The organism is Mycobacterium sp. shizuoka-1, assembly GCF_002723835.1.
GTDB lineage: Bacteria > Actinomycetota > Actinomycetes > Mycobacteriales > Mycobacteriaceae > Mycobacterium.
Genome location: NZ_BEWG01000047.1, coordinates 26,855 through 51,627 on the forward strand (window position 1 = coordinate 26,855; position 24,773 = coordinate 51,627).

At 67.9% G+C, this 24,773-nt stretch carries 17 protein-coding genes and 1 pseudogene; 10 read left to right on the forward strand and 8 right to left on the reverse strand.

The features are described from left to right. The 5 genes and pseudogenes from MSZK_RS33030 to MSZK_RS14960 all read left to right on the forward strand — a co-directional run. Window positions 1-490 (forward strand): annotated as a pseudogene (locus MSZK_RS33030) (protoporphyrinogen oxidase); the annotation flags it as partial. A gap of 29 nt (window positions 491-519) precedes the next feature. Then, on the forward strand, window positions 520-1,224 hold the full coding sequence (hemQ, locus tag MSZK_RS14945) for a hydrogen peroxide-dependent heme synthase (RefSeq protein ID WP_099249054.1): 705 nt from the start codon (window positions 520-522) through the stop codon (window positions 1,222-1,224). Between the two features lie 88 nt (window positions 1,225-1,312). Further along, on the forward strand, window positions 1,313-3,739 hold the full coding sequence (locus tag MSZK_RS14950; RefSeq protein WP_099249055.1) for a bifunctional diguanylate cyclase/phosphodiesterase: 2,427 nt from the start codon (window positions 1,313-1,315) through the stop codon (window positions 3,737-3,739). Window positions 3,740-3,794: 55 nt separating this feature from the next. Further along, window positions 3,795-6,134: a bifunctional diguanylate cyclase/phosphodiesterase gene (locus tag MSZK_RS14955; RefSeq protein WP_099249057.1), complete on the forward strand. Its 2,340-nt coding sequence runs from the start codon at window positions 3,795-3,797 to the stop codon at window positions 6,132-6,134. A gap of 108 nt (window positions 6,135-6,242) precedes the next feature. Further along, window positions 6,243-8,591 (forward strand): bifunctional diguanylate cyclase/phosphodiesterase, encoded by a 2,349-nt coding sequence (locus tag MSZK_RS14960; RefSeq protein ID WP_158230585.1) that lies wholly within the window; start codon window positions 6,243-6,245, stop codon window positions 8,589-8,591. On the opposite strand, the gene msrB is transcribed toward MSZK_RS14960, so the two are convergent. From msrB to MSZK_RS14980, 4 genes are read right to left on the reverse strand one after another with little or no spacing between them, the layout of a single operon-like run. After that, on the reverse strand, window positions 8,551-8,961 hold the full coding sequence (gene msrB / locus MSZK_RS14965) for a peptide-methionine (R)-S-oxide reductase MsrB (RefSeq protein ID WP_199203348.1): 411 nt from the start codon (window positions 8,959-8,961) through the stop codon (window positions 8,551-8,553). The genes MSZK_RS14960 and msrB overlap by 41 nt on opposite strands. Window positions 8,962-8,979: 18 nt before the next feature. Continuing rightward, window positions 8,980-10,269 carry an arabinofuranan 3-O-arabinosyltransferase gene (gene aftC / locus MSZK_RS14970; RefSeq protein ID WP_099249064.1) on the reverse strand — a complete coding sequence of 430 codons (1,290 nt, stop codon included), beginning with the start codon at window positions 10,267-10,269 and terminating at the stop codon, window positions 8,980-8,982. 20 nt (window positions 10,270-10,289) lie between these two features. After that, on the reverse strand, window positions 10,290-11,864 hold the full coding sequence (locus MSZK_RS14975) for an alpha/beta fold hydrolase (protein ID WP_099249176.1): 1,575 nt from the start codon (window positions 11,862-11,864) through the stop codon (window positions 10,290-10,292). Between the two features lie 36 nt (window positions 11,865-11,900). Beyond that, entirely contained in the window at window positions 11,901-12,686 is a 786-nt protein-coding gene (locus tag MSZK_RS14980; RefSeq protein WP_099249066.1) for a pyrimidine reductase family protein, read from the reverse strand. On the opposite strand from MSZK_RS14980, the gene zapE reads away from it, so the two are divergent. Next, on the forward strand, window positions 12,685-13,773 hold the full coding sequence (gene zapE / locus MSZK_RS14985; RefSeq protein WP_371411339.1) for a cell division protein ZapE: 1,089 nt from the start codon (window positions 12,685-12,687) through the stop codon (window positions 13,771-13,773). The two genes, MSZK_RS14980 and zapE, sit on opposite strands and share 2 nt — an antisense overlap. A gap of 3 nt (window positions 13,774-13,776) precedes the next feature. Here the strand turns inward: zapE and MSZK_RS14990 are convergent, their stop codons facing one another. The 3 genes from MSZK_RS14990 to MSZK_RS15000 all read right to left on the reverse strand — a co-directional run bounded on the left by MSZK_RS14990 (window position 13,777) and on the right by MSZK_RS15000 (window position 18,871). After that, the gene (locus MSZK_RS14990) at window positions 13,777-14,085 is read right to left on the reverse strand and encodes an STAS domain-containing protein (protein ID WP_099249070.1); all 309 of its coding nucleotides are present in this window, start codon (window positions 14,083-14,085) and stop codon (window positions 13,777-13,779) included. After that, on the reverse strand, window positions 14,082-18,215 hold the full coding sequence (locus tag MSZK_RS14995) for a SpoIIE family protein phosphatase (protein ID WP_099249072.1): 4,134 nt from the start codon (window positions 18,213-18,215) through the stop codon (window positions 14,082-14,084). The genes MSZK_RS14990 and MSZK_RS14995 overlap by 4 nt, the downstream gene beginning before the upstream one ends. Window positions 18,216-18,319: 104 nt before the next feature. Next, window positions 18,320-18,871, reverse strand: coding sequence for a GNAT family N-acetyltransferase (locus MSZK_RS15000; RefSeq protein WP_233211324.1), 552 nt, complete (start codon window positions 18,869-18,871; stop codon window positions 18,320-18,322). 177 nt (window positions 18,872-19,048) lie between these two features. On the opposite strand from MSZK_RS15000, the gene MSZK_RS15005 reads away from it, so the two are divergent. The 4 genes from MSZK_RS15005 (at window position 19,049) to ctaD (ending at window position 24,011) form a co-directional block, all read left to right on the forward strand. Next, window positions 19,049-20,281, forward strand: coding sequence for a sodium:proton antiporter (locus tag MSZK_RS15005; protein ID WP_099249076.1), 1,233 nt, complete (start codon window positions 19,049-19,051; stop codon window positions 20,279-20,281). A 39-nt stretch (window positions 20,282-20,320) separates the two neighbouring features. Next, window positions 20,321-20,767: a CBS domain-containing protein gene (locus MSZK_RS15010; protein WP_099249078.1), complete on the forward strand. Its 447-nt coding sequence runs from the start codon at window positions 20,321-20,323 to the stop codon at window positions 20,765-20,767. Window positions 20,768-20,790: 23 nt separating this feature from the next. Then, window positions 20,791-22,080 carry an SLC13 family permease gene (locus tag MSZK_RS15015; protein WP_099249080.1) on the forward strand — a complete coding sequence of 430 codons (1,290 nt, stop codon included), beginning with the start codon at window positions 20,791-20,793 and terminating at the stop codon, window positions 22,078-22,080. Window positions 22,081-22,265: 185 nt separating this feature from the next. Continuing rightward, complete coding sequence (gene ctaD, locus MSZK_RS15020; RefSeq protein ID WP_099249178.1) at window positions 22,266-24,011, forward strand: cytochrome c oxidase subunit I; 1,746 nt, start codon at window positions 22,266-22,268, stop codon at window positions 24,009-24,011. On the opposite strand, the gene MSZK_RS15025 is transcribed toward ctaD, so the two are convergent. Then, window positions 24,008-24,742 (reverse strand): Clp protease N-terminal domain-containing protein, encoded by a 735-nt coding sequence (locus MSZK_RS15025; protein WP_099249082.1) that lies wholly within the window; start codon window positions 24,740-24,742, stop codon window positions 24,008-24,010. The two genes, ctaD and MSZK_RS15025, sit on opposite strands and share 4 nt — an antisense overlap. Window positions 24,743-24,773 lie beyond the last annotated feature (31 nt).

Below are 24,773 nucleotides of genomic sequence, written 5' to 3' on the forward strand. Positions count from 1 at the left end.
GGCCGCCCGGATCCCGGTCGCTTCCGCGGCCGTGCTGGCCATGGCGGTGCCCGGCGGCACCCCGCTGCCGCCGCAGTCCGGGGTGTTGGTGGCCAGCGGAGAACGCTTGCACGCCAAGGCGATCACCTTGTCGACCCGCAAATGGGGGGCGCGCGGCAACGCCGAGCTGCTGCGGCTGTCGTTCGGCCGGTTCGGTGATTCGGTGGCCCGCGCCACCTCCGATGCCGATCTGCTGGCCTGGGCGCTGGCCGACCTGCAGACCGTGTTCGGCATCGCGGTGGACCCGCTGGACGTGCGGGTGCACCGTTGGCTGGAGGCGATGCCGCAGTACGGCCCCGGCTATCGCGAGCAGACCGCCGGGCTGCGCGGTGATCTGCCGCCGACGCTGGCGCTCGCGGGCAACTATCTCGACGGTATCGGGGTGCCCGCCTGCGTGGCGGTGGCCGGCCGGGCCGCCGAAGCTGTGGTGGCTGCCACCATCCGCCGATAGCGCAACCGTCGCGTGGCACGATTGGTGCCATGGCCAAACTGGATTACGACGAGCTCAACGCCACCATCCGCTACGTGATGTTCTCGGTGTTCGCGGCCGAGCCGGGGGAACTGGGCTACGACGAAGAATCCCGCGCCGCCGTCGTCGACGAAACGGCCACGTTCCTCAAGCAGCAGGAGGAGAACGGCGTCGTGGTGCGGGGCCTCTACGATGTCGCCGGCCTGCGCGCCGACGCCGATTTCATGATCTGGACCCATGCCGAGCGGATCGAGTCGCTGCAGGCCACCTACAGCGATTTCCGCCGCACCACCGCGCTGGGCCGCGCGGTTTCGCCGGTGTGGAGCGCCGTCGCGCTGCACCGCCCGGCCGAGTTCAACAAGAGCCACGTCCCGGCGTTTCTCGCCGGGGAGGAGCCGGGCAATTACGTCTGCGTCTACCCGTTCGTGCGTTCGCTGGACTGGTATCTGCTGCCCGACGACGAGCGCCGCAAGATGCTGGCCGATCACGGTATGGCCGCGCGCGGGTACAAGGACGTCCGGGCCAACACGGTGCCGGCGTTCGCCCTCGGTGACTACGAGTGGATCCTGGCGTTCGAGGCTCCTGAGCTGTACCGCATCGTCGACCTGATGCGGGATCTGCGCGCCACCGAGGCCCGCCGCCACGTTCGCGAAGAGATCCCGTTCTTCACCGGTCCGCGCATCGGGGTCGAAGAGCTGGTCGCCAAGCTGCCCTAGCGAGCAAACTCGCGGCCGAGCAAACCGAATTTCGCTACCATTGCCCGACCGGGTCCGACGACGCGGCCGCGACAATCGGGAGGCCCGAGTGACTGGGCTCAACGCGACGCACCTGCGTGCGGTGGTTCTGGGCCCGATCCTGTCCGTGGCCGTCCTCACCGTGGTGCTGGTTGTCGGCAGCTGGCGAGGCGGGACGCCGGTCTCGCTGTTCACCGTCGTCGACAACACGATGATCGCGATCGCGATGGTGGCGGCGGCTGCCGCGGCGATCACCGCGCGAAGTGGTCGCGGCCGGACGCGCACGGCCTGGCTCAGCATGACGATCGGGCTGGTCTCGTTCGTGGTGGGCGCGTTGCTGTGGTTTTTCTACCGGGTGATCGACTTCGAGGACACCTACCCGTCGGTGGCCGACGTCGCCTATCTGGTGTTGCCGATCGCCGTGGCGGTGGCGCTGCTGTTGTTGTCCTCGGGGTTCAGCCGGTCGTCGCGGACCCGGTTGCTGCTCGACGGGCTGATCGTGGCCGGATCGTTCGCCATCATCGGCTGGGCGATGGTGCTCGAGGAACTGTGGCGCTCGGCGCCCGGTGGCCGGCTTCGGGTGGCCGTCTCGTCCAGTTACCCGGTGCTGGACGCGGTTGCGCTGACCATCGGTGTGCTGGTGGTGGCACGTGCTCAACGTGGCCAGCGGCGCACCCTGATCCTGCTGACGCTGGGCATGCTGAGCGTCGCGCTCTCCGACGGCGCGTTTGTGTACCTGACAGCGACGCAGCAGCCGACGCAGGTGGCGGTGCTGTACGTCGGATGGCTGGTCGGCCTGGTGTTCTTCATTGCTGCGGCCATCGCCGGTCGCGGCTTTGTGCACCGGGAAACCGTTGTTGCGCAACCAGTCTCGTTGATGTCGGTGTGGCTGCCGTTCGTCCCGGTGTTGTTGGCGAGTCTGGCGGTGTTCACCGAGACGCCCGAGCAGCTCAAGGACGGACCGATTCCGGCGATCGGGGTGGTGCTGCTGCTGGCGTTCAGCGCCCGCCAGCTGCTGGTGATGGCCGAGAACCGGACGTTGCTGGCGACGGTGGCCGAGCAGGCGCTGCGTGACCCGCTGACCGGGGTCGGCAACCGGATCGTGTTCCGCGATCGCCTCAACCATGCGATGGAGATGCGTAAGCGGGACGGGCTCTCGGTGGGGATCCTGGTGATGGACCTCGACGATTTCAAGGTCGTCAACGACACGCTCGGCCATCCGGTCGGCGACGAGCTGCTCAGCCTGGTGGCCGAGCGGATCGTCGGGTGTGTGCGCGCCGGCGACACGGTGGCGCGGCTCGGCGGGGACGAGTTTGCGGTGCTCATCGAGGGCCGGGTGGACAATTCGCAGCTGGTCGCCCACCGGGTGGTGGAGGCCTTCGACCAGCCGTTCATCGTCGACGGCCAGGATCTGGTGATCCGTCCCAGTGTCGGTCTGGCGGTCGCCGAGGCCGACGAACCGGAACTGGCCGCCGACGAACTGCTGAAGCGAGCCGACATTGCGATGTACGCGGCCAAGCGGTCGCGTGCGGGCGGTGTGCACCCGTTCAACGCCGAGATGCTGCTGGCCGAATCGCCGACGCCGGAGCGGGATCTGTTCGCCAGCGGGCCGTTGATGGTCACTCGCAGTGGCGCGAGCACGATCCGGTTGTTGGGCGAGCTCCGCCAGGCCATCGACCAGTTCGAGCTGACCTTGGTGTATCAGCCGAAGTTCGACCTGAACACGGCCGCCATCAGCGGGGTGGAGGCGCTGGTGCGCTGGCCGCATCCCAAGCGGGGGATGTTGGCGCCGGACGAGTTCCTTCCGCTGGTCCGCCGCTATGGGCTGATGGGGTCGATCACCGACCTGGTGGTCAACATCGCCCTCGATGACGTGTTGCGTTGGCGGGCCGAGGGACTCGAGGTGCCCATCGCGGTGAACATGTTCGCGCCGTCGATGGCCGATTTGCGGTTGCCGGCGAAGTTCGCCGCAGCGCTGGCCGAGCGCAATCTGAGCGCATCGCTATTGACCGTCGAGATCACCGAGGATCTGTTCCTGGACAACATGGATCGCACCAAGGCGGTACTGAACCAATTGCAGGAGAACGGTATTCGCATCGCGCTCGACGATTTCGGCAGTGGCTACTCGGCGCTGTCCTACATGCGCGATCTCACCGTCGACGAGGTCAAGCTGGATCGCCACTTCGTTGCGCCGATTCCCGCGGATCAGCGAGCGGCCGCCGTGGTGCGCGCGGTGGTCAACCTGGCCGACGAATTGGGTTTGACCACGGTGGCCGAGGGTATCGAGACGGCGGCCACGGCCGACTGGCTGCGCCGGCATGGCTGCCATGTCGGCCAGGGCTATTACTTCAGTCCGCCGCTGTCCTCGGACAAGCTGGTCGAGGTCTTCAAACGGTGTGAGGGCGTGGGTGACTACCAGAGCTTGGGTGGTCCGGTCGGGGGCAGTTCCTACCGCTGGTCTGAAGCCGATGTTCCCCAAATCGAGCTGATGAGCTAGGTATACTCGCCCGACCGCCACGATCCATGTGGCGGGTGCGGGGAGGGGGCGGGGGATGCCCAGGACGCTGAAGACGTCTCACGTCGCGATCGGCGCCGCCGCGTATTTCGTCGCGTTCCTGGTCGTGATTCTGGGTGGGCAGATCCGCGGACCGCTGCTGACCGCCGTCGACGACATCATGCTGGTGGTCGTCTCGATCGCGGCGGCGCTCGCGTCGGCGCGGACCGTGACCATGACCCGCGGCCGGACCCGCGCTGCCTGGGCCGCAGTATGTTTCGGCCTCACGGCGTACGCTGCCGGGCAGGTCGTCTGGGCATATCTGGAGATCGTGGCCGGCGAGAAGCCGTTCCCGTCGCTGGCCGATGTGTTCTTTTTGATCTATCCGGCCGGCGCCTGTGTGGGACTGCTGCTGATCCGCACTCACTCCAGTCGGTCGTCGGACTGGCGCATCTTCTTCGACGGCGTGATCGTGGCTGCGTCGTTGTTCGCCGTGTCGTGGGCGTTGGTGATGAGTGGGGTGTATCGCGCCGGTGCGTCGAGCGGGTTCGAGTTCGCGCTGCTGATGGCCTACCCGATCTGGGATGTCGTGCTGGTGACCGTCGCCTGTGTGGTGATGCTGAGCGCGGGTCCGGGCGCCCGACTGGCCCTGTGGCTGCTGACGCTGGGCCTGGTGGCGATGGCGTTGGCCGACAGTGGATATGCATATCTGACTGCCCGCAACGAATACTTCAGCGGCAACGCGATCGACATCGGCTGGGTGGCCGGGCTGCTCCTGCTCACTCTGGCGGCGGTGGCGGGCCAGAACGTGACGCCCGACGAGCGCGCCGCCCAGGAGATGCCCGGCTGGGCGGCGGTCTGGGTGCCCTTCGCGCCGTTGATGATCGGCGTGGTGGTGGTGGCGGCCCAACCGCCCGCCGAGTTGGCCTCCGGGCCGATCCTGCCGGTGGGGGTCCTGCTGTTGATTGCCGTGCTGGTTCGGCAGTTCCTCGCGGTGAGCGAGAACCGGCGGCTGGTGGAGACCGTCGCCGAGCAGGCGCTGCACGATCCGCTCACCGGTCTGGCCAACCGCGCGCTGTTCAATCAGCGTCTCGAACACGCGATGCAACTGTATGAGCGCGAGTACCTTTCACCGGCGGTCGTGGCGGTGGACCTCAACGACTTCAAACTCGTCAACGACAATCTCGGCCATCCGGTCGGCGACGATCTGCTGATCGCCGTGGCCCATCGGCTGCTCGACAGTGTCCGCACGGGTGACACGGTCGCGCGGCTGGGCGGCGACGAGTTCGCGGTGCTGGTCGAGGGCAGTTCCGAGGCGGCCGAGGTGGTGGGACGCCGGGTGGTGGCAGCGTTCGAGGAGCCGTTTGTGATCGCCGGCCACGAACTGCTGATCCGGGCCAGTGTCGGGTTGGCGATCGCCGATCCGACCGAACCGGGTCTGTCGACCGAGGAATTGCTCAGGCGCGCCGACGTCGCGATGTACTCGGCCAAGCGGTCGCGGGCCAGCGGTGTGCAGAGCTATCACCCGGAGATGCAGTTGGCGGACGATGCCGGCGACAACCGCCTGTTCGGTGGGCTCCCGGGCGGTTTCGGTGCGGACGCTGCCACGACGACCCAGCTGCTGGGCAGGCTTCGTCATGCCATCGACCACGCCGAGCTCAGCTTGGTGTATCAACCCAAGCTCGACCTACGCACCGGCGCCATCGTCGGAGCCGAGGCATTGCTGCGCTGGCCGCAGCCCGACGGGACGGTGCTGGCGCCCGAGGCGTTCCTGCCCCTGGTCCGCAGGCACGGCCTGATGGGACTGGTCACCCGGCTGGTGATCGGCAAGGCCCTTGACGACGCGTTGACGTGGCACCGGGCCGGGGTCGACATCTCGGTGGCGGTGAACTTGTTCGCGCCGTCGCTGGCCAACGTCGGCCTGCCCGCGGTCATCACCCAGGCGTTGGCCTATCGTGGTTTGTTGCCGTCGGCATTGACGGTGGAGATCACCGAAGAGCTCTTCCTGGACAGCACCGAGCGGACGTGCAATGTCTTGAAAGAGCTGCGCCGCAACGGGATCCGGATTGCCATTGACGATTTCGGCAGCGGATACTCGGCGTTGTCCTATCTGCGTGACCTGCCGATCGACGAAGTGAAACTGGATCGCAACTTCATCGCGCCGATCCTGGTCGATGACCGTGCGGCGGCGGTGGTCCGCGCCGTCGTCGATCTTGCGCACGTGCTGGGGCTCACGGTGGTGGTCGAAGGTGTCGAGGATGCCGACACCGCAGCGTTGGTACGCGATCTCGGCGGAGACATCGGGCAGGGATTCTTTTACGGCGTGCCGGTGCCGCCCGCCGAGTTGTTGCGGTTGGTTCAACGCAGATCCGCCGGCGCGGGCGTCCCCCCGGGTTAGCCCGATCCAGCGGCGAGACCGCTGATTCCGCCTCTGGGCTGCACCGGCGTTGCTAACCTCTGCGCTGGGGTATGTGCCGTTTCTGCCGAAACTGTCATGGGTGTCAGCGTGGACAACAGGGTGCGAGCTGGTGGGGCCGCGGCGTTCATCGCCGCCGCGGTCGCCGCCGTTGCGATGTGGCTGATCGCCGATTGGACCCCCGCTGCCGTGCTCGACAGCGTGAACTCGGTGCTGTTCCTCGGCGCACCGTGGTTCGCTGCGGCCAGTGCCGCGTGGGCGGCGCGGTCGTCGACCGGCCGGCCGCGGGCGGCGTGGCTGTGCATGGCCGGCGGGCTCACCGGCTGGGCGGCCGGAGCGAGCGCGCTGGTGTACGTCGAGGTGTTTCACACCGGACAGATGCTGGCCACCACGCAGAAGTGGCCTTTCATCCTCTTCCCGGTCGGCTTCGGCGCGGCCCTGATGCTGTTTCCCACCGGGATGAGCAAGCGGTACATGGGCCGCTTCCTCTTGGACTCGGCCATCGTGGCGGCCTCGTTCTTCTTGGTGTTCTGGCTTCTGGTGATGGACGAGTTGTACAAGGCCGCCGGCGAAGTCGACCACGTGATGCAGTTCGTGCCCGCGGTGTACGCCGCGATGGAGATCGCCGTACTGACGGTCGCGATGCTTCTGGTGATCCGCGGTCCGTCCGATCAGCGGGTCACGCTGGCCCTGTTGACGGTGGGCTTGTTCTGTATCGTCCTGTCCGACAGCGTCTATACCTACGTCTCGGTGAAGGGCGCTTACCAACACGGGTCTCTCGTCGACACCGGCTGGATCGTCGGGATGCTGTTGATCGCGGTGGCCGCACTGTCGGCCCGTCAGCCGACCACTCCGGCCCGCAGGGTCCGAACCGAGTCGGCGTGGGCGTCGGTGTGGCTGCCCGGTCTCACCGCGGTCCTGTTGGTGGCCGCGGCGGCGACCGAACCGATGGTCGACCTGACCTCCCGACCGGTGCTGGTGCTCGGGGGGTGTTTGGCACTGGCAGTGTTCATCCGCCAGTTCCTGGCCATCAGCGACAACCAGCGTCTGCTCGCCGAGGCCGCAGATCAGGCCCAGCGTGACCCGCTCACCGGGGTGGCCAACTACTCGCGGTTCAACGACCAATTGGCCGAGGCGGTGCAACGGCGGGACCGCGACGGGATCCCCGTTGCGGTGATGGTGTTGGACCTCAACGATTTCAAGCTGGTCAACGACAGCTACGGCCATCCCGCCGGTGACCGGCTGCTGATCCTGGTCGGCGACCGGATCAGCCGGGCGGTCCGGCCGGGGGACACGGTGGCGAGGCTGGGTGGCGACGAGTTCGGCATCGTGATGACCGGTCCGACCGGTGACGCCCACCGGGTCGCGCGGCGCGTGATCGGTGCATTCGAGGCACCGTTCGTCGTCGACGACCACCAGCTGTCGATGCTGCCCAGCGCCGGGGTGGCCGTCGCCGAGGCCGGCGGCCCGGCGGTGTCCACCGACGTGTTACTCAAACAGGCTGATACCGCGATGTATTCGGCCAAGTGGGCCGGATCCGGCGGTATGCATGTCTTCACCGCCGAGATGGACTCCGTGCGGGTCGACCGGGCGTTGTACCGCACCACCGATGTTCCGGTACGCAACGGTTCGGCGGTGCTGACCGTGCTGAGCGATCTGCGCCGCGCCGTCGACGCCGGCGAACTGGCACTGGTGTATCAGCCGCAATTCCGGCTGCACACCGGCGATCTGGTGGGTTTCGAGGCGCTGCTTCGCTGGCCGCAACCCGACGGCGGCGTGCTCATGCCGCACGAGTTCCTGCCGTTGGTCCGCCGCCACGGCCTGATGGACGCGGTGACCGACCTCGCCCTCCGCCGAGCCGGCCAGGACGCCGCGCGGTGGCGGGCCGCCGGCGTCGACGCGTCGGTGTCGGTGAACGTCTTCGCTCCGCTGCTGGCCGACGCCATGCTGCCGGGCCGGATCAGCGCCGCGCTGGCCGCGAGCGGGCTGCCCCCGCAGCACCTCACGATCGAGATCACCGAACACCTGGTCCTCGGCGACGTCGAGCAGACCCGATCCGTTCTGCAGCAACTGCGGAGCCAGGGGATCCGGATCGCCATCGACGACTTCGGCACCGGGTACTCCACACTGGCCTATCTGCGGGAATTGCCCAATGACGAATTGAAGCTGGATCCGCAGTTCATCGCGCCGGTGCTCATCGACCCGACCGCGGCCGCCGTCGTGCGGGCCGTGGTGGGGCTGGCGCAGTCGCTGGGGATCAGCACGGTGGCCGAGGGTGTCGAGAACGCCCACACCGCAGCGTGGCTTCGCCAGCAGGGCTGCGATATCGCCCAGGGCTTCTTCTACGGAGCCCCCGTCGGCGTCGACTCGGTGCTCGCCCGCTTCGCGCCGGCGACCGCTACTCCTCGGACGGCACCAGCTTCAGCGAAATCGAATTGATGCAGTAGCGCTGATCGGTCGGCGTCGGGTAGCCCTCACCGCTGAACACGTGCCCGAGGTGGCTGTGGCAGTTCGCACACAGCACCTCTACCCGGTGCATGCCCAGCGTGTCGTCCGGCCGCAGGATCACCGCCTCGGAGTGCGACGGGTCGAAGAACGACGGCCAGCCGCAGTGCGACTCGAATTTCTCTGTACTGCGGAACAATTCGGCACCGCAGGCCCGGCAGGCGTAGATGCCTTCGGTTTTGGTATCGGTGTACTCGCCGGTGAACGGACGTTCGGTGCCGGCTTGCCGCAGCACCGCGTACTCAGCTGGGCTCAGCCGCTTGCGCCACTCGTCGTCGGTCAGTTCCAGCTTCGGAGCGGGAATCGAACTCATGGCTTCACGTTACCGTGCGGCCGGCTCCGGGCTGGCGCGCATCCACGGCGGATCGATGCCGTCGGCCAGCCGGCCGTCGGCCTTGGCGTCGGAGTAGCGGAAGTACAGCACGCAGAACACCACGATCAGCATCAGCGACCAGCCGTAGGTGATCTTCATGTACTCCAGGAAGCGCCCGGTGGTCGGCCAGCGCCACATCAGCCAGCGGTCCATGGTCAAGAAGCCGTAGGTGGCCAGCCATGCCGGCCAGTTACGCACCACCGAGTTGGGCAGCACCACCGTCATCAGGAACGGGAACAGCATCATCGAGTAGTAGCCCTGCGCCAGTGACAGCACGAGCCAGGACGCGATCAGCAGCACACCCGAAGAGGTCAGCATCCAGAACAGCGGGTCGCGGTGCTTGTAGTACCGATGCAGCAGCCACAGGCTGGCCACCGCCAGCGCCAGGAACACCAGCCGCAGCGCCAGGATCAGCCAGGTCGGCAGCCCGTAGTACACACCGTTGCCCAGCACCGAGCTGTTGAAGTAGTCGCGGGTGGAGAAGATGTAGGGCAGCGTGCGGTTGACGAAGTCCATCGGGTCGGCGACCAGCGGCCAGGCCGCCACGTTGAAGATCACCGGCACGATGACCGCGGCCGCCACGGCCCGCCATTGCCGGTTGAGCAGCGGCAGCAGCAGCAGCACCCCGAGCAGCGGTTTGACCACCAGGGACAGCCCGATCGCCGCACCGGCCAGCCATTGATGGCTGATCTTGCCGTCGAGCAGCCAGCGGAAGAACAGCACCTCGGCCAGCAGGATGCAGCCGTTGATGTTGGTGAACACCAGCGTGTTGGTCACCGACTCGGTGCAGAACATGGCCACCAGCAGCGCGGGCAGCGCCACCGACGTCAACGAGAAGTTGAACAGTCGCACGATCAGGCAGGCGGCGATGATCATGGCCACCGTGTTGAAGAACACAAACCAGTTGTGCGAGGCGAACACCGGCAGGTAGCCGAACGGCGCCATCAGCAGGGTGCCACCCGGGGGATACAGGTAGTGCGGGTCGACGTAGTCGAAGTGCTCGTTGTAGATGGCGAGCCCGCGCCGGAAGTTGGACACCGCCCGGTAGACGGGCCCGAAGTCGTCGGTGATGTAGCCGTTGGACGACAGCACATAGCTGCGATGGATGATCGACATGATCGCGATCGGCCACAGCGCCGACCGCAGGACCGCCGCCGTGGTGGGCGGGCTCGTCCGGGGTCGAAATGCGGACAGCAGGCCGGATCGAGAGTCAGCTAGCGCCACGTCCGCACCGTACACCGGCGCGACGCGTCAGACGCTCAGGCGGGGCAGTAGGTGTCGGTGGGCGGCATGTCGCCGCTGTCGAGATAACTCACCATCGGCGGGATGGCGCAGGCCGAGTAGATGCTCGCGCCGTGGCCGATGCCCTGCCACATCACCCGCTTGCTGGCCGCGCCGGCGTTGATGATGGTGGCCGCCGAGGCGGGCACGCCCTGATTGCCGACGATCGGGTCGTTCTGCACGCCCATGAGCAGCGCATTGACCTTGAGGTTCTTGGGCTCCTTGGGGGCCGCGCCGCTGGGCCAGTTCAGGCATTTCACCAGGTCGAGGGCGCCGACCGTGCCGAATTGTGGGTAGAGCTTGCCCCATTGGACGACGAGTTCGCGGACCCGGTCGGGGGTCGGGCGGTTGAGGGCGTCGCTGCAGGTGTTGACGAACTGGCCGTCGGTGTCGCGCATCGCCTCGGCCTGGTTGATCAGGCTGTTGAGCTGATTGGCGTCCCCGGCCCGGGCCGCGGCCAGCGTATTGGCCAGGCTGACGGTGCTGCCGATGCGGTCGCCGCTGGGGAAGCCCAGCGCGGTGACGATCGCATTGGCCAGGACCGCCACCGACACGCCGCCGGGCCCGCGGCCGGCGCGCGCCGCGGCCAGCAGCGAGTCGACGGCGCCCTTCGGGTCGGGCCCGAGCGCACAGTTGACCGCGATGCACTGCGCGGCGAACGCGTCCAGCGCGGCCTGTTGACCCTTGACCTGCTCCTCGGCGGCGGCTTCGGCGTTGACGCCCGGGGGCACGGGGGAGTCGAGCACCAGGCGGGCCACCTTGTCCGGGTGCGAACCGGCGTAGGCCAGCGCGATCTGCGCGCCGTTGCCGACCCCGATCAGCGCTAAGGCCGGGACGTCCCAGGTGCTGCGCAGCCGCTCCAGATCCTCGGCGGCGCGGGAGTTGTCGTAGGCGGAATCACCGGGGGCGATGGTGTCGGTGCAGCTGGTGGTCGCGGTCATGGTGATCGCGCCGAGGTTGGCCACCGGGTCGTCGCCGGACTCGAACTGGGCTTGGTCGCGCATCTCCTGGCGGTCGAAGGCATCGCGGCAGTCCACCGGGCTGGACATCCCCATGCCGCGGCGATCCACCGACACGATCGGATGGCTCTTGAGGATGTCGGCACCCGAGCGGGACAGCCACACCGGCAGCTGCATCGAGGACGGGATGTCGGTGCCGGTGGTGAACACCACCGGGCCGGCGTCGGGTGGGGTCTGCACCGACCTGGCCCGCACCACACCGATACTCACGGTGCCGGTGGCACCGGCGATCGGATCGAGGTCGGCGTCGTAGTTGGCGCACTCCAGGGTCACCCCGGGCGCGGCCGGGGTGCCGGCGTCGCCGAACACCCGCGACGTGCAGTCCTTCCACATCAGGTCGTTCTTGGGCACCGCGATCGGCGGCGGGCCGCCGGCCGATTTGGTGGACGTGGGAGCCGACTGGTTGTGCGCCTTGTCGCTGGCGAACTGAGGGTTTGCCGCCAGCCACGGGGCGCATCCGGTCAGCAAAGCCGTCAACGCAGCGGTGCCGAGGCTGACTATGGCCTGGGAGGCCCAGACCCGACGATCGCGCATGCCCACCACAGTAGCGACACGGTAGGCCGGTTCCGGTCAGCCGACGCGGGTGTAGCGGGCGTAGAGATAGCCGTCGGCGTCGCCGATCAGGTGCGCGCGCCGCATGGCGGTCAGGACGTTGCCGGGGCCGGACACGATCCGCGGCGCGGATCCGCCGACGAGCGTCGGTGCGGTGGTCAGGCACAGCTCGTCGAGCATGTCGTGCTCGACGAAGGTGCCCATCAGCGTGGGCCCGCCCTCGCACAGCACCCGGAGTAGCCCGCGGTCGGCGAGCGCGGCCAGCACGGCGCCTGGGTCGACCTCGGCGGGATCGTCCGCCGAGCAGGCAATCACCTCGGCGGCCCCGGCGAGCCGGGAGCGGGTCTGTCCGACGGCGGCGTCACAGGTGAGCACCAGGGGCGCCACCTCGGTGCGGGTCAGCACCGGCTGGTCGTGCTCGACATGCCCGGACCGGGTGACCAGCGCGATGGGCGGGACTTCGCTCTGGCCGCGGTGGCGGCGGGCCTGTCGTTCCGGGACCGTCATCTGCGCACCCGCGTAGTTCTCGGCGCGTGCGGTGCCGGCGCCGACGACGATGACGTCGGCGAGCTCGCGCAGCACCCGGAACAGTCGCCGGTCGCCCGCGCCGCCGAGGCCGCCCGAGGTGCCGCCGGTCGCGGCGCCGCCGTCGAGGCTGGTGATCATGTTGCCGCGGACCACGCACCGGGTCAGTGCGCTCGGGTAGGCGTAGAGCTCGGCGAGGCGGTCGTCGCCGACCGCTCCACCGTCACCCAACAGTGTGAAGTGCGTCCCATTCGGGTCATTCGCGCTTGGGTCGGCCATGCGCACGATTCCAGCACGGAGGGCAGGAGCGAAGCGACCCGGGAAACGACCCAGCGATAAGGTGCCTGTCATGGACCGCCTCGTCGATCGCCATCCGACGGTCTCTCCGGAGCGGCTGATAGCCCAACTCGTCCCGCCGCCCACCTTCGCCGACGTCCGCTTCGACACCTATCGCCCCGACCCGGCCGAGCCCACCCAGGCCGCCGCGGTGGATGCCTGCCGGGCGTTCTGCGAGGAGGCCCAGCGGCGCCGGGCAGGCAAGAAGAAACTGTTCGGCAAGCGGGAAACCCTGCCGGGCGTCGGGCTCTACCTCGACGGCGGGTTCGGCGTCGGCAAGACGCATCTGCTGGCGTCGTCGTACCGGGAGATGCCCGACTCGGCCGAGCACCCCAGGGCGTTCGCGACGTTCGGCGAGCTGACCCAACTGGCCGGGGTGTTCGGCTTTGTGGAGTGCATCGACCTGCTGGCCGACTACGTGCTGGTGTGCATCGACGAGTTCGAGCTCGACGATCCGGGCAACACCACGCTGATCTCGCGGCTGTTGTCTCAGCTCGTCGAGCGCGGGGTGTCGATCGCGGCGACGTCGAACACGTTGCCCGAGCAGCTGGGCGAGGGGCGCTTCGCCGCTCAGGATTTCCTGCGTGAAATCAACACGCTGGCAAGTATTTTCACCACGGTTCGGATCGAGGGACCGGACTACCGCCACCGTGGCCTGCCGCCGGCCCCTGAGCCACTGACCGATGACCAGGTGGCCGCGCGGGCCGCTGAGGCCGCCGGTGCGACCCTCGACGATTTCGACGCGTTGTGCGCGCACCTGGCGACCATGCATCCGTCGCGCTATCTGACCCTCATCGAAGGGGTGAGCGGCGTCTACATCACCGGGGTGCATCCGATCGAGGATCAGAATGTGGCGCTGCGGCTGGTGGCGCTGACCGACCGGCTGTATGACGCCGGCATCCCGGTGGTGGCCTCGGGCACCAAACTCGACACCATCTTCTCCGAGGAGATGCTGGCCGGCGGCTACCGCAAGAAATACCTGCGGGCGACGTCGCGGCTGCTGGCGCTGACCAGCCCGGGCGGGCTGTGAAGCTCAGGTTTCCGACGACGGCCGAATCTTGGTCAGCTCGCCCAGGCCGCTGACCTGAAGCACCCGCATCAACACCGGGTTGGCGACGATCTGCACTGATTCGGCGTGTGGGACAAGGGCGTTGATGCCCGCACTGTCCAGATAGTCGACCGCGCTGAGGTCGACGGTGAGGATGCCGGTGCCGTCGGATGTACCCGCTTCGAGCGCCGCGGAGAAGCCGGCCACATTGCTGGCATCGATTTCCCCGGTGGCGATCAGCACCTGTTCGCCGTCCGGTCCGCGTTCGCTGCGAAACGTCACGGGCGTGCTCATCGGCGGATCCTGGTCGACAGCTGCACCACGGTGCCGGTGGTGTCGCGGTGGATCGAAACGTCCTCCATCAGGGCTTCCATGATCTGGATGCCTCTGCCGCGGTGGGTGTAGCCGGTGTCTTTGGGCTTCCACGAGCCGGAGTCGGTGATCGTCAGGCGCAGCTGGTCGACTTCGGAGATGGCCTGCAACGTGATCGTGCCGCCCTCGATGTGCCGGTAGCCGTGTTCGATCGAGTTGGTCACCGCCTCGCCCGCGGCGACAAGCACGTCCTGGGCCTGGTCTTGATCGATGCCGGCGGCGGTCAGCCAGTCCCGCAATGCGGCACGCGCGGGGGCCAGGTGCATCGGGTCGGCGGGGATCGTGACTTCCAGCGGAGCCGGGTGTCGGTAGAGCAGCAAGGCGACGTCGTCCTGATAGCCGCCGGGCGGTGCGAGCTGCCCCATGATCTGGTCGGCCAGCGGGTCGAGATCCAGGGCGCTGTCGCCGCGGATCAGGTCGACCGCCCGGTCGATTCCGTCGTCGAGGGAGCGGCGCCTGCGCTCGACCAGGCCGTCGGTGTAGAGCAGCAGGGTCGCCTGGGCGGGCACCCTCAGGTGAGCTTCGGGGCGTTGCCGGTCCGGCCGGATCCCCAGCGCGAGGGAGTGTCCGTCTTCGAGCAGCCGGGTGGTGCCGTCGGCGCAGACCAGGATCGGTGGCGGATGACCGGCGCTGGAGTAGGCGAGTTCGCCGGTGTCGGGGTTCAGGATCGCGCAGAACGCGGTGGTTGACTGCGCTCCGGGCAGTCGTGCGGCGAAGCGGTCGAGCCCGGCCAATGCGGCTGCGGGGCTGGACTTTTCGAGCAGCAACGCACGACAGGCGCTGCGCAGCTGTCCCATCACGGTGGCGGCGGCCAGGTCGTGCCCGACGCAGTCGCCGACGACCAGGGCGATCCGTCCGTCGTCCAGCGCGATCACGTCATACCAGTCGCCGCCGACCTGCAGCGGGTGCGAGGCGGGCTGGTACCGCACCGCGAAACCGGCGGGCAGGTTGGCCGGGCCCAGAATCGAATGTTGAAGGGCCAGAGCGGTTTCCCGCTGCTGATCCAGCTGGTGCACGCGCTGCAGGCCTTGGCCGAGCCGGCCGGCGAGCACCGCAAGCAGAGTCTGGTCGTCGCCGGTGAAGGGGCGTTCGTCGGTCAGGTCGATCCAGATCACCAGGATGCCGCGCGGGTGCTGAAGCGCGATCGCCGCCGAACCGGCGACGGTGGTGGCCGCGCTGAGTAGGTCCCGGCTGGCGCCCAGGGCGGCGATCGCCTCCTTGACCGATTCGGGCAGCGCGGCCCACTGGGCTTCGTCGGTGTCGCCGAACAGTTCCGGGAGCTCCGATGCCGGCAGGACCTCGCCGTCGTGGACCGGGAAGACCGCGGCCGACACCCGGTGGGCCGACCACAGCGCACGCAGCTGCTGTAGCGCGGCGCGCAACGCGTCGTCGACGGTATCTGCCTGCGCGAGTTGCTGATTGAGCGCAGCCAGGGCGGTCTGGCGTTGCTCGCTGTAGTGCTCTGCGGTCACATCGCGGAAGGTCCCGACCATCACAGCGCGACCGGTTTCGGGATCCTCGGCGTGGGCGATGTTCGCGGTGATCCAGACTCGGTGACCGTCGCGATGGTTCACCGGAATCGTGTAGCTGCCAAGGGGTTTCTCCGCCATGCCGGAGAAGGCCTCGACGATCATGCGGTGCGCCTCGGGCTGGGAGTCGGCGTCCGGCCACCAGGGATGCTCGGGCGCGTAGGGCAGATCGTCGGCGCCGAAACCCAGGATGTCGGTGAACGCGTTGTTGATCTCGATGACGGCCCCGACTTCGTCGCAGACGAAGAAGGCCTCCTGCAGCGACTCCACCAGCGCGGTGCGCCAGCGGGTGTGATGGGTGCGCAGGCGGGCCAGTTCGATGTTCGCGCGCACCCGGGCGAGCAGGTCGGCGGCGGCGAAGGGTTTCACCAGATAGTCGTCGGCGCCGGCCTGCAGGCCTTCGATGGAGGCTTCCTGACCGGCTCGCGCCGACAGCAGCAGCACGGGCACGCCGACGGTCCGCGGATCGGTGCGCAGGGCCGCGACCAGGGACAAGCCGTCCAGGCGCGGCATCATCACGTCGCTGACCACCAGGTCGGGAAGCTCGGAGCGGATCCGCTCGAGGGCCTGTTGTCCGTCGGCCACCGCGTCGACCCGGTACCCCGCGCCGCGCAGCAGCCGAACCAGGTACTCACGCATGTCGGCGTTGTCGTCGGCCACCAGGACGGTGCTCGTGGCCGCGGCGGCAGCCGGCGGCTCCGGAGCGTGGGTCACGTCCTGTGGCCGGTGGTCGGGCAGCCACCGCAAGGCTTCCTGCACAAAGGGTTCGGCGATACCGGAGGGCGTCCGGCTGGCTCCCGGTGCGATCAGCGCGTCGGCGGGCAGGTGGCTCGAGCCCAGCGGCAACCGGATGGTGAAGGTGGTCCCGGCGTCTTCGGTGCTGTCGGCGGCGATGGCGCCGCCGTGCAACCCGACCAGTTCCTTCACCAGCGCCAGGCCGATGCCGCTGCCCTCGGTGGAGCGGGCGCGGGCGCTCTCGATGCGGTGGAACCGTTCGAACAGCCGGGGCATCTCGACGGCCGGTACGCCGATGCCGGTGTCGGCGACGGTCACCACCGCCGCGTCGCCGTCGCGCTCCACCCGAACGGTGATCGTGCCGGTGAAGGTGTACTTCAGCGCGTTGGACAGCAGGTTGAGGACGACCTTCTCCCACATGTCGTGGTCGAGATAAACCGGCTCGCCCACGGAGCGGCAGTCCACCGTCAAGGCCAGCCCGGCGCGCTCGATCGCCGAGCGGAACACGCTCGCCAGTTCCGCGGTCACCTCGGCGAGGTCGACCGGTTCGTACTGCGCCTGCACGCGGTTGGCCTCGATCCGGGAGAAGTCCAACAACGTGTTGACCAATTTGGCCAGCCGCAATCCGTTGCGCTGGATCACATCGAGTTCCTGCTGGGCGTGCTCGTCGAGGCCCGGCGCATGCGCACGCAGCTCGGCCACCGGACCCAGGATCAGGGTGATCGGGGTGCGGAATTCGTGGCTGATGTTGGAGAAGAACGTGGTCTTGGCCCGGTCCAGCTCGGCGAGTTCCTCGGCGCGCTGTTGCTGTTCGCGGAAACTGCGGGCGCTGGAGATGCCGGTCGCGATATGGCCGGCGACCAGCTCGATGAAGCCGCGGTAGTCGTCGTCGAGCGGTCGATGCCGATTCAGGCCGGCGACCAGGAAGCCCGACGGTGTCCCGCCCTGCGCGAGCAGGGGTGTCACCAGCGCTTGGCGCGGCGGCGCCTGCCACTGCCCGGTGGGCATGTCGGTGAACGGCGGACCGCCGAGATCCACCAGCTCCGATTTGCCGTGGGCCAGGGCGTCGAGCGGCCAGACCCTCGCATCCAGCGCCGGGAGTACGTGTGGGGCGGCCGGGTGGTCGGGCTCGATTCCGGTGGCGCCGGCCAGACGGGCGCCACCGTCGTCGTCGAACAGGTAAGTCAGGGTGAACGGCAGGTCGCGCGGGTTGCGCTCGAGCTGGCGGCCGGCGAAGGCCAGCATCTCCTGCTCGGTACGGATCACCGACGGGTCGGAGCCGAGATGGCGCAAGGTGGCCATCCGCCGCTCGCCGATCACCCGGTCGGTGTCTTCACTGACCACGCAGAGCACTCCGACGATGGCACCGGCTTCGTCGCGCAGCGGACTGTAGGAGAAGGTGTGGTAGGTCTCCTCGGTGTAGCCGGATCTCTCCAGGAACAGCAGCAGGCCCTCGTCCCAGGTCGCTTCGCCGGTGGTCAGTACCCGCTCGATCCGTGGCCGGACGTCTTCCCAGACCTCGGCCCAGACCGTGCTGAACGGCAGGCCCAGCGCCCACGGATACTTGCGGCCCAGCGTGTCGCGCCGGTAGGCGTCGTTGCAGAAGAAGGTCAGTTCGGGCCCCCAGCCCATCCACATCGGAAAGCGGGAGGACAACAGGATGCTGACGGCGGTCTTCAGACTCTGCGGCCAGTCCGCCGGCACTCCCAGCGGGGTCGACGCCCAGTCGACGCGGGACAGATCCCGGCCGACATGATCGTCAGGGCCGGAAGCCGAGCCAACGTCCACCTAGCGTCCTTTCGGCTGGATCCGGCATGGGGAGATCAGCCTCCGGAGTTCACAGTACGGCCAGTTGGCCAAACCAGGGGCCCAAGTCGGCGCAGAGGGCCAGATCAGAGCCGGCGGACCATGACGAAGTCGTGCTCGGTGTGCGCGCCGAGCGAGAACGTCTTGGTGCCGGTGACCGTGAAGCCGTGTTTGGTGTAGAACCGTTGTGCCCGTTCGTTTCTCTGGTTCACCCCGAGCCAGACGCAGCCTGCCCCGGCGGCGCCGGCGTGGTCGAGCGCGGTGGTCATCAGCGTCGCGGCGACGCCGGAGCCGTGACAGTCGGGCAGCACGTAGATCTTGGACAGTTCGACCGCCGGGCGGATGGTCACCGCCCGGGCGACGTCGCCGTCGGTCCCGACGCCGTCGACGAGGATGGCGTAGCCGACGATTCGGTCACCGTCGCGGGCAGCCAGCACGGTGCGCGACGGATCGGCCAGGTAGTCGGCGAACCGCCGGGCGGACAGCTGCGCGGCGATGAAGGCCGCGATCTGCTCGGGCGGTGACGTCGGCGGGCAGGCGAGCGGGAAGGTAGCGGCGGCGACCGCGGCGAGTTCGTCGAGGTCGGCATCTACTGCCGTCGACACCGACAACGCTGAGCGCACGACCGTCCTCCTCACCCCGACGAAGGATCGCACACCGGGCCGGCCACGGGTTTGGCAACCGGCGCCGGTGGTACCCGCCCGGTTGCCCGGGACCGGCCGTCTGCGGCATCTTTACGGGTGGTGCGCCGGGAAGTCTGGTCGGCAGTCACGCCTGCATGGGCGTGATTTCAGTGACGATGTGGAGACCTCGGCGTGGCCCTTGCCCTGGCATTTGGTGTGGTGCTGCTGATCAGCGTGTCGCTGTCAGGGGTCGCGGCCAGGACGGTGCTGTCCACCGCGCTGATGTTCCTGCTGGCGGGCGCCCTGATCGGGCCGGGCGGCTTCGGTGTCGTCGACCTCGGGCCCGGCCACGGCATGGTGGCCGCACTCGCCGATATCGCGCTGTTCACGGTTCTATTCACCGACGGCCAGCGTGCCAATATGCGTGCGCTGCGGGAAAATTGGCAGTTGTCGGGCCGGGCGATGGGGCTGGGCATGCCGCTGACGATGGTCGGGATCGCGGTTCCCGCTCACTTTCTGGCCGGCCTCGATTGGCCCACCGCGTTCCTGCTCGGCGCCATCCTGTCGCCGACCGATCCGGTGTTCGCCGCGGCGCTCGTGGGCCGGTCGGACGTCCCGCTGCGACTGCGGCGCCTGCTCAATGTGGAGTCGGGTCTCAACGATGGGCTGGCGCTGCCGTTCGTGCTGATCTTTCTGGCCACGGCCAAGCACGAGAGCTCGCATTGGACCCAGATTCTCGAAGAGCTGATGCTGGGGCTGGTGCTCGGCTTCGGTGTCGCCGCAGTGGTGGCGCTGGCCTGGCGCAGCACGATCCTCACCGCCGAACCCCGGTTGCAGCCGCTCGGGCCGGTCGCGATCGCGATCGTGATCTATGCCGCCTGCCATCTGACCCACGCCAATCCGTACCTTGCCGCATTCGCCGCGGGATCGACGCTGGCGACGTTGGATCCCATGGTGGCCGAACGATTCGAGCCGTTCGGCGACCTGCTGGCCGAGCTCACCAAGTTCGCTGCACTGCTGGTCTTCGGTGCGCTGATCACCCCCGACCGCCTGTCTCACCTCGGCTGGCGGGAATGGTTGTTGGCGGTGATCGCGATTCTGGTCATCCGGCCGGTGTCGCTGTTGGTCTCGCTGCTGCGCACGAAGATGCCCCGCCGCGAGCGGCTGGCGGCGGCCTGGTTCGGCCCCAAAGGGTTTGCCTCGGTGGTCTACGGCCTGTTGGCGCTGCAATCGGGCATCCCGGACAGCGAGCTGGTGTTCGACCTGGTCGCCGTCACGATTGCGCTCTCGATCGTGCTGCATTCGTCGACCGACGTCCCGGTGGCCAAGGTGCTGCGCGTGGAGCCGCCCGACAAACTCCCGGCCGGCCAGGCTGACCCCGGTGAGCCCGTGGCCGGCGAACGCGCGGCACCGGAGAATGCGTGATGGGCCCGCCGGAGGTGACCAACGTCGTACGGTTTGTCTGTGCGTGCAGAGCAGATCGCCGAACAATTCCCGGTCGTCACATCGAATTCCGGTGCCCTGGATGCGGTGCGGCTGATGGCCGACCGGCGGCTGCCGGGCTTGCTGGTCACCGACTCACAGGGACAGCCGGTGACGATTCTGCCTGCCTCGCAAGTCGTGCGGCTGCTGGTTCCGGCCTACATTCAGGACGACCCATCGCTCGCCGGGGTGCTCGGCGAGCAGGCCGCCGACCGCATCGCCGACAAGTTGGGCGGCAAGTCGGTGGAGCAGGTGCTGCCCCGGTCGGCGCCGCACATGCCGACCGTCAACGCCGACGACACGATCGTCGAGGTCGCGGCCGTCATGGCCCGCGATCATTCACCGTTGGTGGCGGTCGTGACCGGCAAGCGGCTGATCGGTGTGATCACCGCCTCCCGGTTACTCGAAGTGGCGTTGCAGGCGCATTGAACTCGGCGAGCGCAGGGTAAGTCGTGGCCGCCGTCGCTCTCGGAGTCTTCGTCGTCGCCTATCTGCTGATCGCCACCGAGCGGATCAACAAGGTCAAAGCGGCGCTCGGTGGTGCCGCGGTGGTGGTCGCGCTGGGCGTCGTCGGCTCCGACGACATCTTCTATTCGCGGGAGACCGGCATCGACTGGGACGTCATCTTCCTGTTGCTGGGGATGATGGTGATCGTCGGTGTCCTGCGGCAGACCGGTGTGTTCGAATACACCGCGATCTGGGCGGCCAAGCGGGCCAAGGGTTCCCCGCTCCGAGTGATGATCCTGCTGGCGGTGATCACCGCCGGAGCCTCGGCTCTGTTGGACAACGTGACGACCGTCCTGCTCATCGCGCCGGTGACGCTGCTGGTCTGCGAACGGTTGGCCATCAATCCGGTGCCGTTCCTGCTCGCCGAGGTGTTCGCTTCCAACATCGGTGGCACCGCGACCCTGATCGGCGATCCGCCCAACATCATCATCGGCAGCCGAGCCGGCTTGTCGTTCAACGACTTTCTGGTACACGTAGCACCGCTGGTCCTGATCGCGCTGGTGGTGTTCTTGGCTGCGTTGCCGGTGCTGTTCCGTGGGGCGTTCACCGTGGAGTCCGACCGGGTCGCCGAGGTGATGTCGCTCAACGAGCGCGAGGCGATCCGTGACGTGCGGCTGTTGGTCAAATGTGGTGTGGTGCTGGGTGCGGTCTTCGCCGCGTTCATCGCGCACTCGGTGATCCACGTCGACCCCTCGGTGGTGGCGCTGCTGGGGGCGGGGATCCTGATCCTCATCTCCGGCGTCGAGCGGATGCACTACCTGGGCAGCGTCGAATGGGAGACGTTGTTGTTCTTCGCCGGCTTGTTCATCTTGGTTGGCGCGCTGGTGCGGACCGGGGTGATCGCTCGCGTGGCCGAGTTTGCAGGCGCGGCCACGGGCGGCAATCCGCTGTTGGCGGCGATGGCGATTCTGTTGGTGTCCGCGTTGCTGTCGGGGGTGATCGACAACATCCCGTATGTGGCGACGATGAGTCCGGTGGTCGCCGATCTCGCGGCGACGGTGGCCAATCCGGTGCACGGCCAAGCGCTGTGGTGGTCGCTGGCGATCGGCGCGGACTTCGGCGGCAACCTGACCGCCGTCGGGGCCAGCGCGAACGTGGTCATGCTCGGCATCGCGGCCCGGGAAGGATATCCGATCAGTTTCTGGGAGTTCACCCGCAAGGGTGCGGTCGTCACCGCACTGACGGTCGGTGTCGCGGTGCCGTACCTGTGGCTCCGCTACTTCGTTTTCGGCTGAGCACCTGTCCTGTCGGCTTCCTGGGAAGGTGGTAGGGCAGCGTTTGACCCCCGCCCGAGCGGGTACGACCGCTCCGCTCGACCCAAATGACCCGGATGATCGGTGGACGGAGGCGGCATGGGCATTCAGTGCTGGATCGAATACTGGGCGGCGTACCTCGCGGGCAGGCCGACGCCGGTGTCGCCATGACCGTGCCTGTCGCGCGTACGCCCAGCGCAACCCGTCCCTACCCGCCGCGCACCAGGCCGCTGGGCGCTGCGGTGGTGGACCTGATCGCGACCACCGATCCGAAGCGGATCGGCCAGATGTATCTGGTGACATCGTTCGTGTTCTTCATGACCGGCGGTCTGATGGCGCTGTTGATGCGCAGCGAGCTGGCCCTGCCAGGTCTGCAGTTCCTGTCGAACGAGCAGTACAACCAGCTGTTCACGATTCACGGCACGGTGATGCTGCTGCTGTACGCCACCCCGATCGTGTTCGGCTTCGCCAATGTCGTGCTGCCGCTGCAGATCGGGGCCCCGGACGTCGCGTTTCCTCGGCTGAACGCATTGTCGTTCTGGCTGTTCGCCTTTGGCGGCCTGATCGTGCTGTCCGGGTTCGTCGTGCCCGGTGGTGCCGCCGACTTCGGCTGGACGGCCTACACGCCGTTGAGCGATGCGGTGCACTCACCCGGCGTCGGTGGAGACCTGTGGACGTTGGGGCTGATCGTGTCCGGCCTGGGCACGATTCTGGGTGCGGTCAACATGATCACCACCGTCATCTGCATGCGCTGCCCAGGCATGACGATGTTCCGGATGCCGATCTTCACCTGGAACATCCTGGCCACCAGCGTGTTGATTCTGATTGCCTTCCCGATCCTGACGGCCGCCCTGTTCGGGCTGGCCGCCGACCGTCACCTCGGGGCGCACATCTACGATCCCGCCAACGGCGGCGGCATCCTGTGGCAACACCTGTTCTGGTTCTTCGGTCATCCCGAGGTCTACATCGTGGCCCTGCCGTTCTTCGGGATCGTCACCGAGATCTTTCCGGTGTTCTCCCGCAAGCCGGTGTTCGGCTACAACGGGCTGGTATTCGCGACCTGGGCGATCACAGTGCTGTCGGCATCGGTGTGGGCACACCACATGTTCGTGACCGGTGCGGTGCTGCTGCCGTTCTTCAGCTTCATGACCTACCTCATCGCGGTGCCCACCGGCATCAAGTTCTTCAACTGGATCGGCACGATGTGGAAGGGCCGGCTCACGTTCGAGACGCCGATGCTGTTCTCCCTCGGGTTCCTGGTGACCTTCCTACTCGGTGGTCTGTCGGGTGTGCTGCTGGCCAGTCCGCCGCTCGACTTCCACGTCAGCGACACCTATTTCGTCGTCGCGCACTTCCACTACGTGCTGTTCGGCACGATCGTGTTCGCCACCTACGCCGGGATCTACTTCTGGTTCCCGAAGATGACCGGACGCCTGCTCGACGAGCGGCTGGGCAAGCTGCACTTCTGGCTGACCTTCATCGGCTTCCACTTGACCTTCCTGGTGCAGCACTGGCTCGGTAACGCCGGCATGCCGCGCCGCTACGCCGACTACCTGCCGTCGGACGGTTTCACCACGCTGAACATCGTCTCGACCATCGGTGCGTTCATCCTCGGTGTGTCGGTTCTGCCGTTCGTCTGGAACGTCTTCAAGAGCTGGCGGTACGGCGAGGTCGTCACCGTCGACGACCCGTGGGGCTACGGCAACTCGCTGGAGTGGGCCACCTCGTGCCCGCCGCCGCGGCACAACTTCACCGAGCTGCCCCGGATCCGTTCGGAGCGGCCGGCGTTCGAGCTGCACTACCCGCACATGATCGAGCGGATGCGGGCCGAGGCCCACGTCGCCCGAAAGTCGGCAAATCAGGACGGTCCGGCCGATACGGTTGGCAGCTCCGCAGGTGGGGCCAAACGCTAGGACTTCTGCGCCGCCGTGATCGCCGCCAGGGTCTCGGCGATGTCGTTCTCGGCGCGGGCTTTGTCGAACCCGAGGCGGTGCAGGGTTCCGCTGTCGTCCTCGGCCTCCAGCAGCGCCAGCAGCATGTGCTCGGTTCCGATGTAGTTGTGGCCCAGGCGAAGTGCTTCGCGGAAGGTCAACTCCAGCACTTTACGAGCCTGAGTGTCGAACGGGATCAAGGCGGGCGGGTCGCCGGCGGCGGGCGGCAACGTGATCGCGGCGCGGATGGCGTCGGCGGTGATCTGTTGGGCGCGCAGCAGTGGGGTGGCCAGTGCGGCGGGATCGGTGAGCAGCCCCAGCAACAGATGGTCGGCAGTGATCTCGGCGTTGCCGGCGTGGTGCGCGGCGTTCTGCGCGGCGACCACGGCAGCGCGGGCCCGCGGGGTGAACCGGGCGAAGCCCTGCGCGGGGTCGAGGTCGTTGGCGTCGAGGTTGGTCAGCTTGGGCACGAAGCGTTTCTGCGCGGCCTGTTTGGTGACACCCATGCTCTTGCCGATGTCGGTCCAGGAGGCACCCGAGCGGCGGGCCTGGTCGACGAAATGCCCGATCAGATGGTCGGCGAGGTCGCCGAGCGCTTCAGCGGTCAGCACCGCGTCGGCGAGCTGCTCGAGGGCGTCGGTGTGGACCCGTTTGATGGCGTCGATCAGGTCGTCGAGGCGCACGGGGTAGGCGATACGGGCCGGCTCTTCCATGCGTCAACTTTAGGTTGACGCATGGAAGATC

What these genes read in the sequence shown, in the direction of transcription:
- MSZK_RS14990 (WP_099249070.1), bottom strand. Translation starts at nt 14,085, where the DNA reads ATGAGCACGCCCGTGACGTTTCGCAGCGAACGCGGACCGGACGGCGAA.
- MSZK_RS14955 (WP_099249057.1), top strand. Translation starts at nt 3,795, where the DNA reads ATGCCCAGGACGCTGAAGACGTCTCACGTCGCGATCGGCGCCGCCGCG.
- zapE (WP_371411339.1), top strand. Translation starts at nt 12,685, where the DNA reads ATGCGCACGATTCCAGCACGGAGGGCAGGAGCGAAGCGACCCGGGAAA.
- ctaD (WP_099249178.1), top strand. Translation starts at nt 22,266, where the DNA reads ATGACCGTGCCTGTCGCGCGTACGCCCAGCGCAACCCGTCCCTACCCG.
- MSZK_RS14980 (WP_099249066.1), bottom strand. Translation starts at nt 12,686, where the DNA reads ATGGCCGACCCAAGCGCGAATGACCCGAATGGGACGCACTTCACACTG.
- hemQ (WP_099249054.1), top strand. Translation starts at nt 520, where the DNA reads ATGGCCAAACTGGATTACGACGAGCTCAACGCCACCATCCGCTACGTG.
- MSZK_RS15025 (WP_099249082.1), bottom strand. Translation starts at nt 24,742, where the DNA reads ATGGAAGAGCCGGCCCGTATCGCCTACCCCGTGCGCCTCGACGACCTG.
- MSZK_RS14975 (WP_099249176.1), bottom strand. Translation starts at nt 11,864, where the DNA reads ATGCGCGATCGTCGGGTCTGGGCCTCCCAGGCCATAGTCAGCCTCGGC.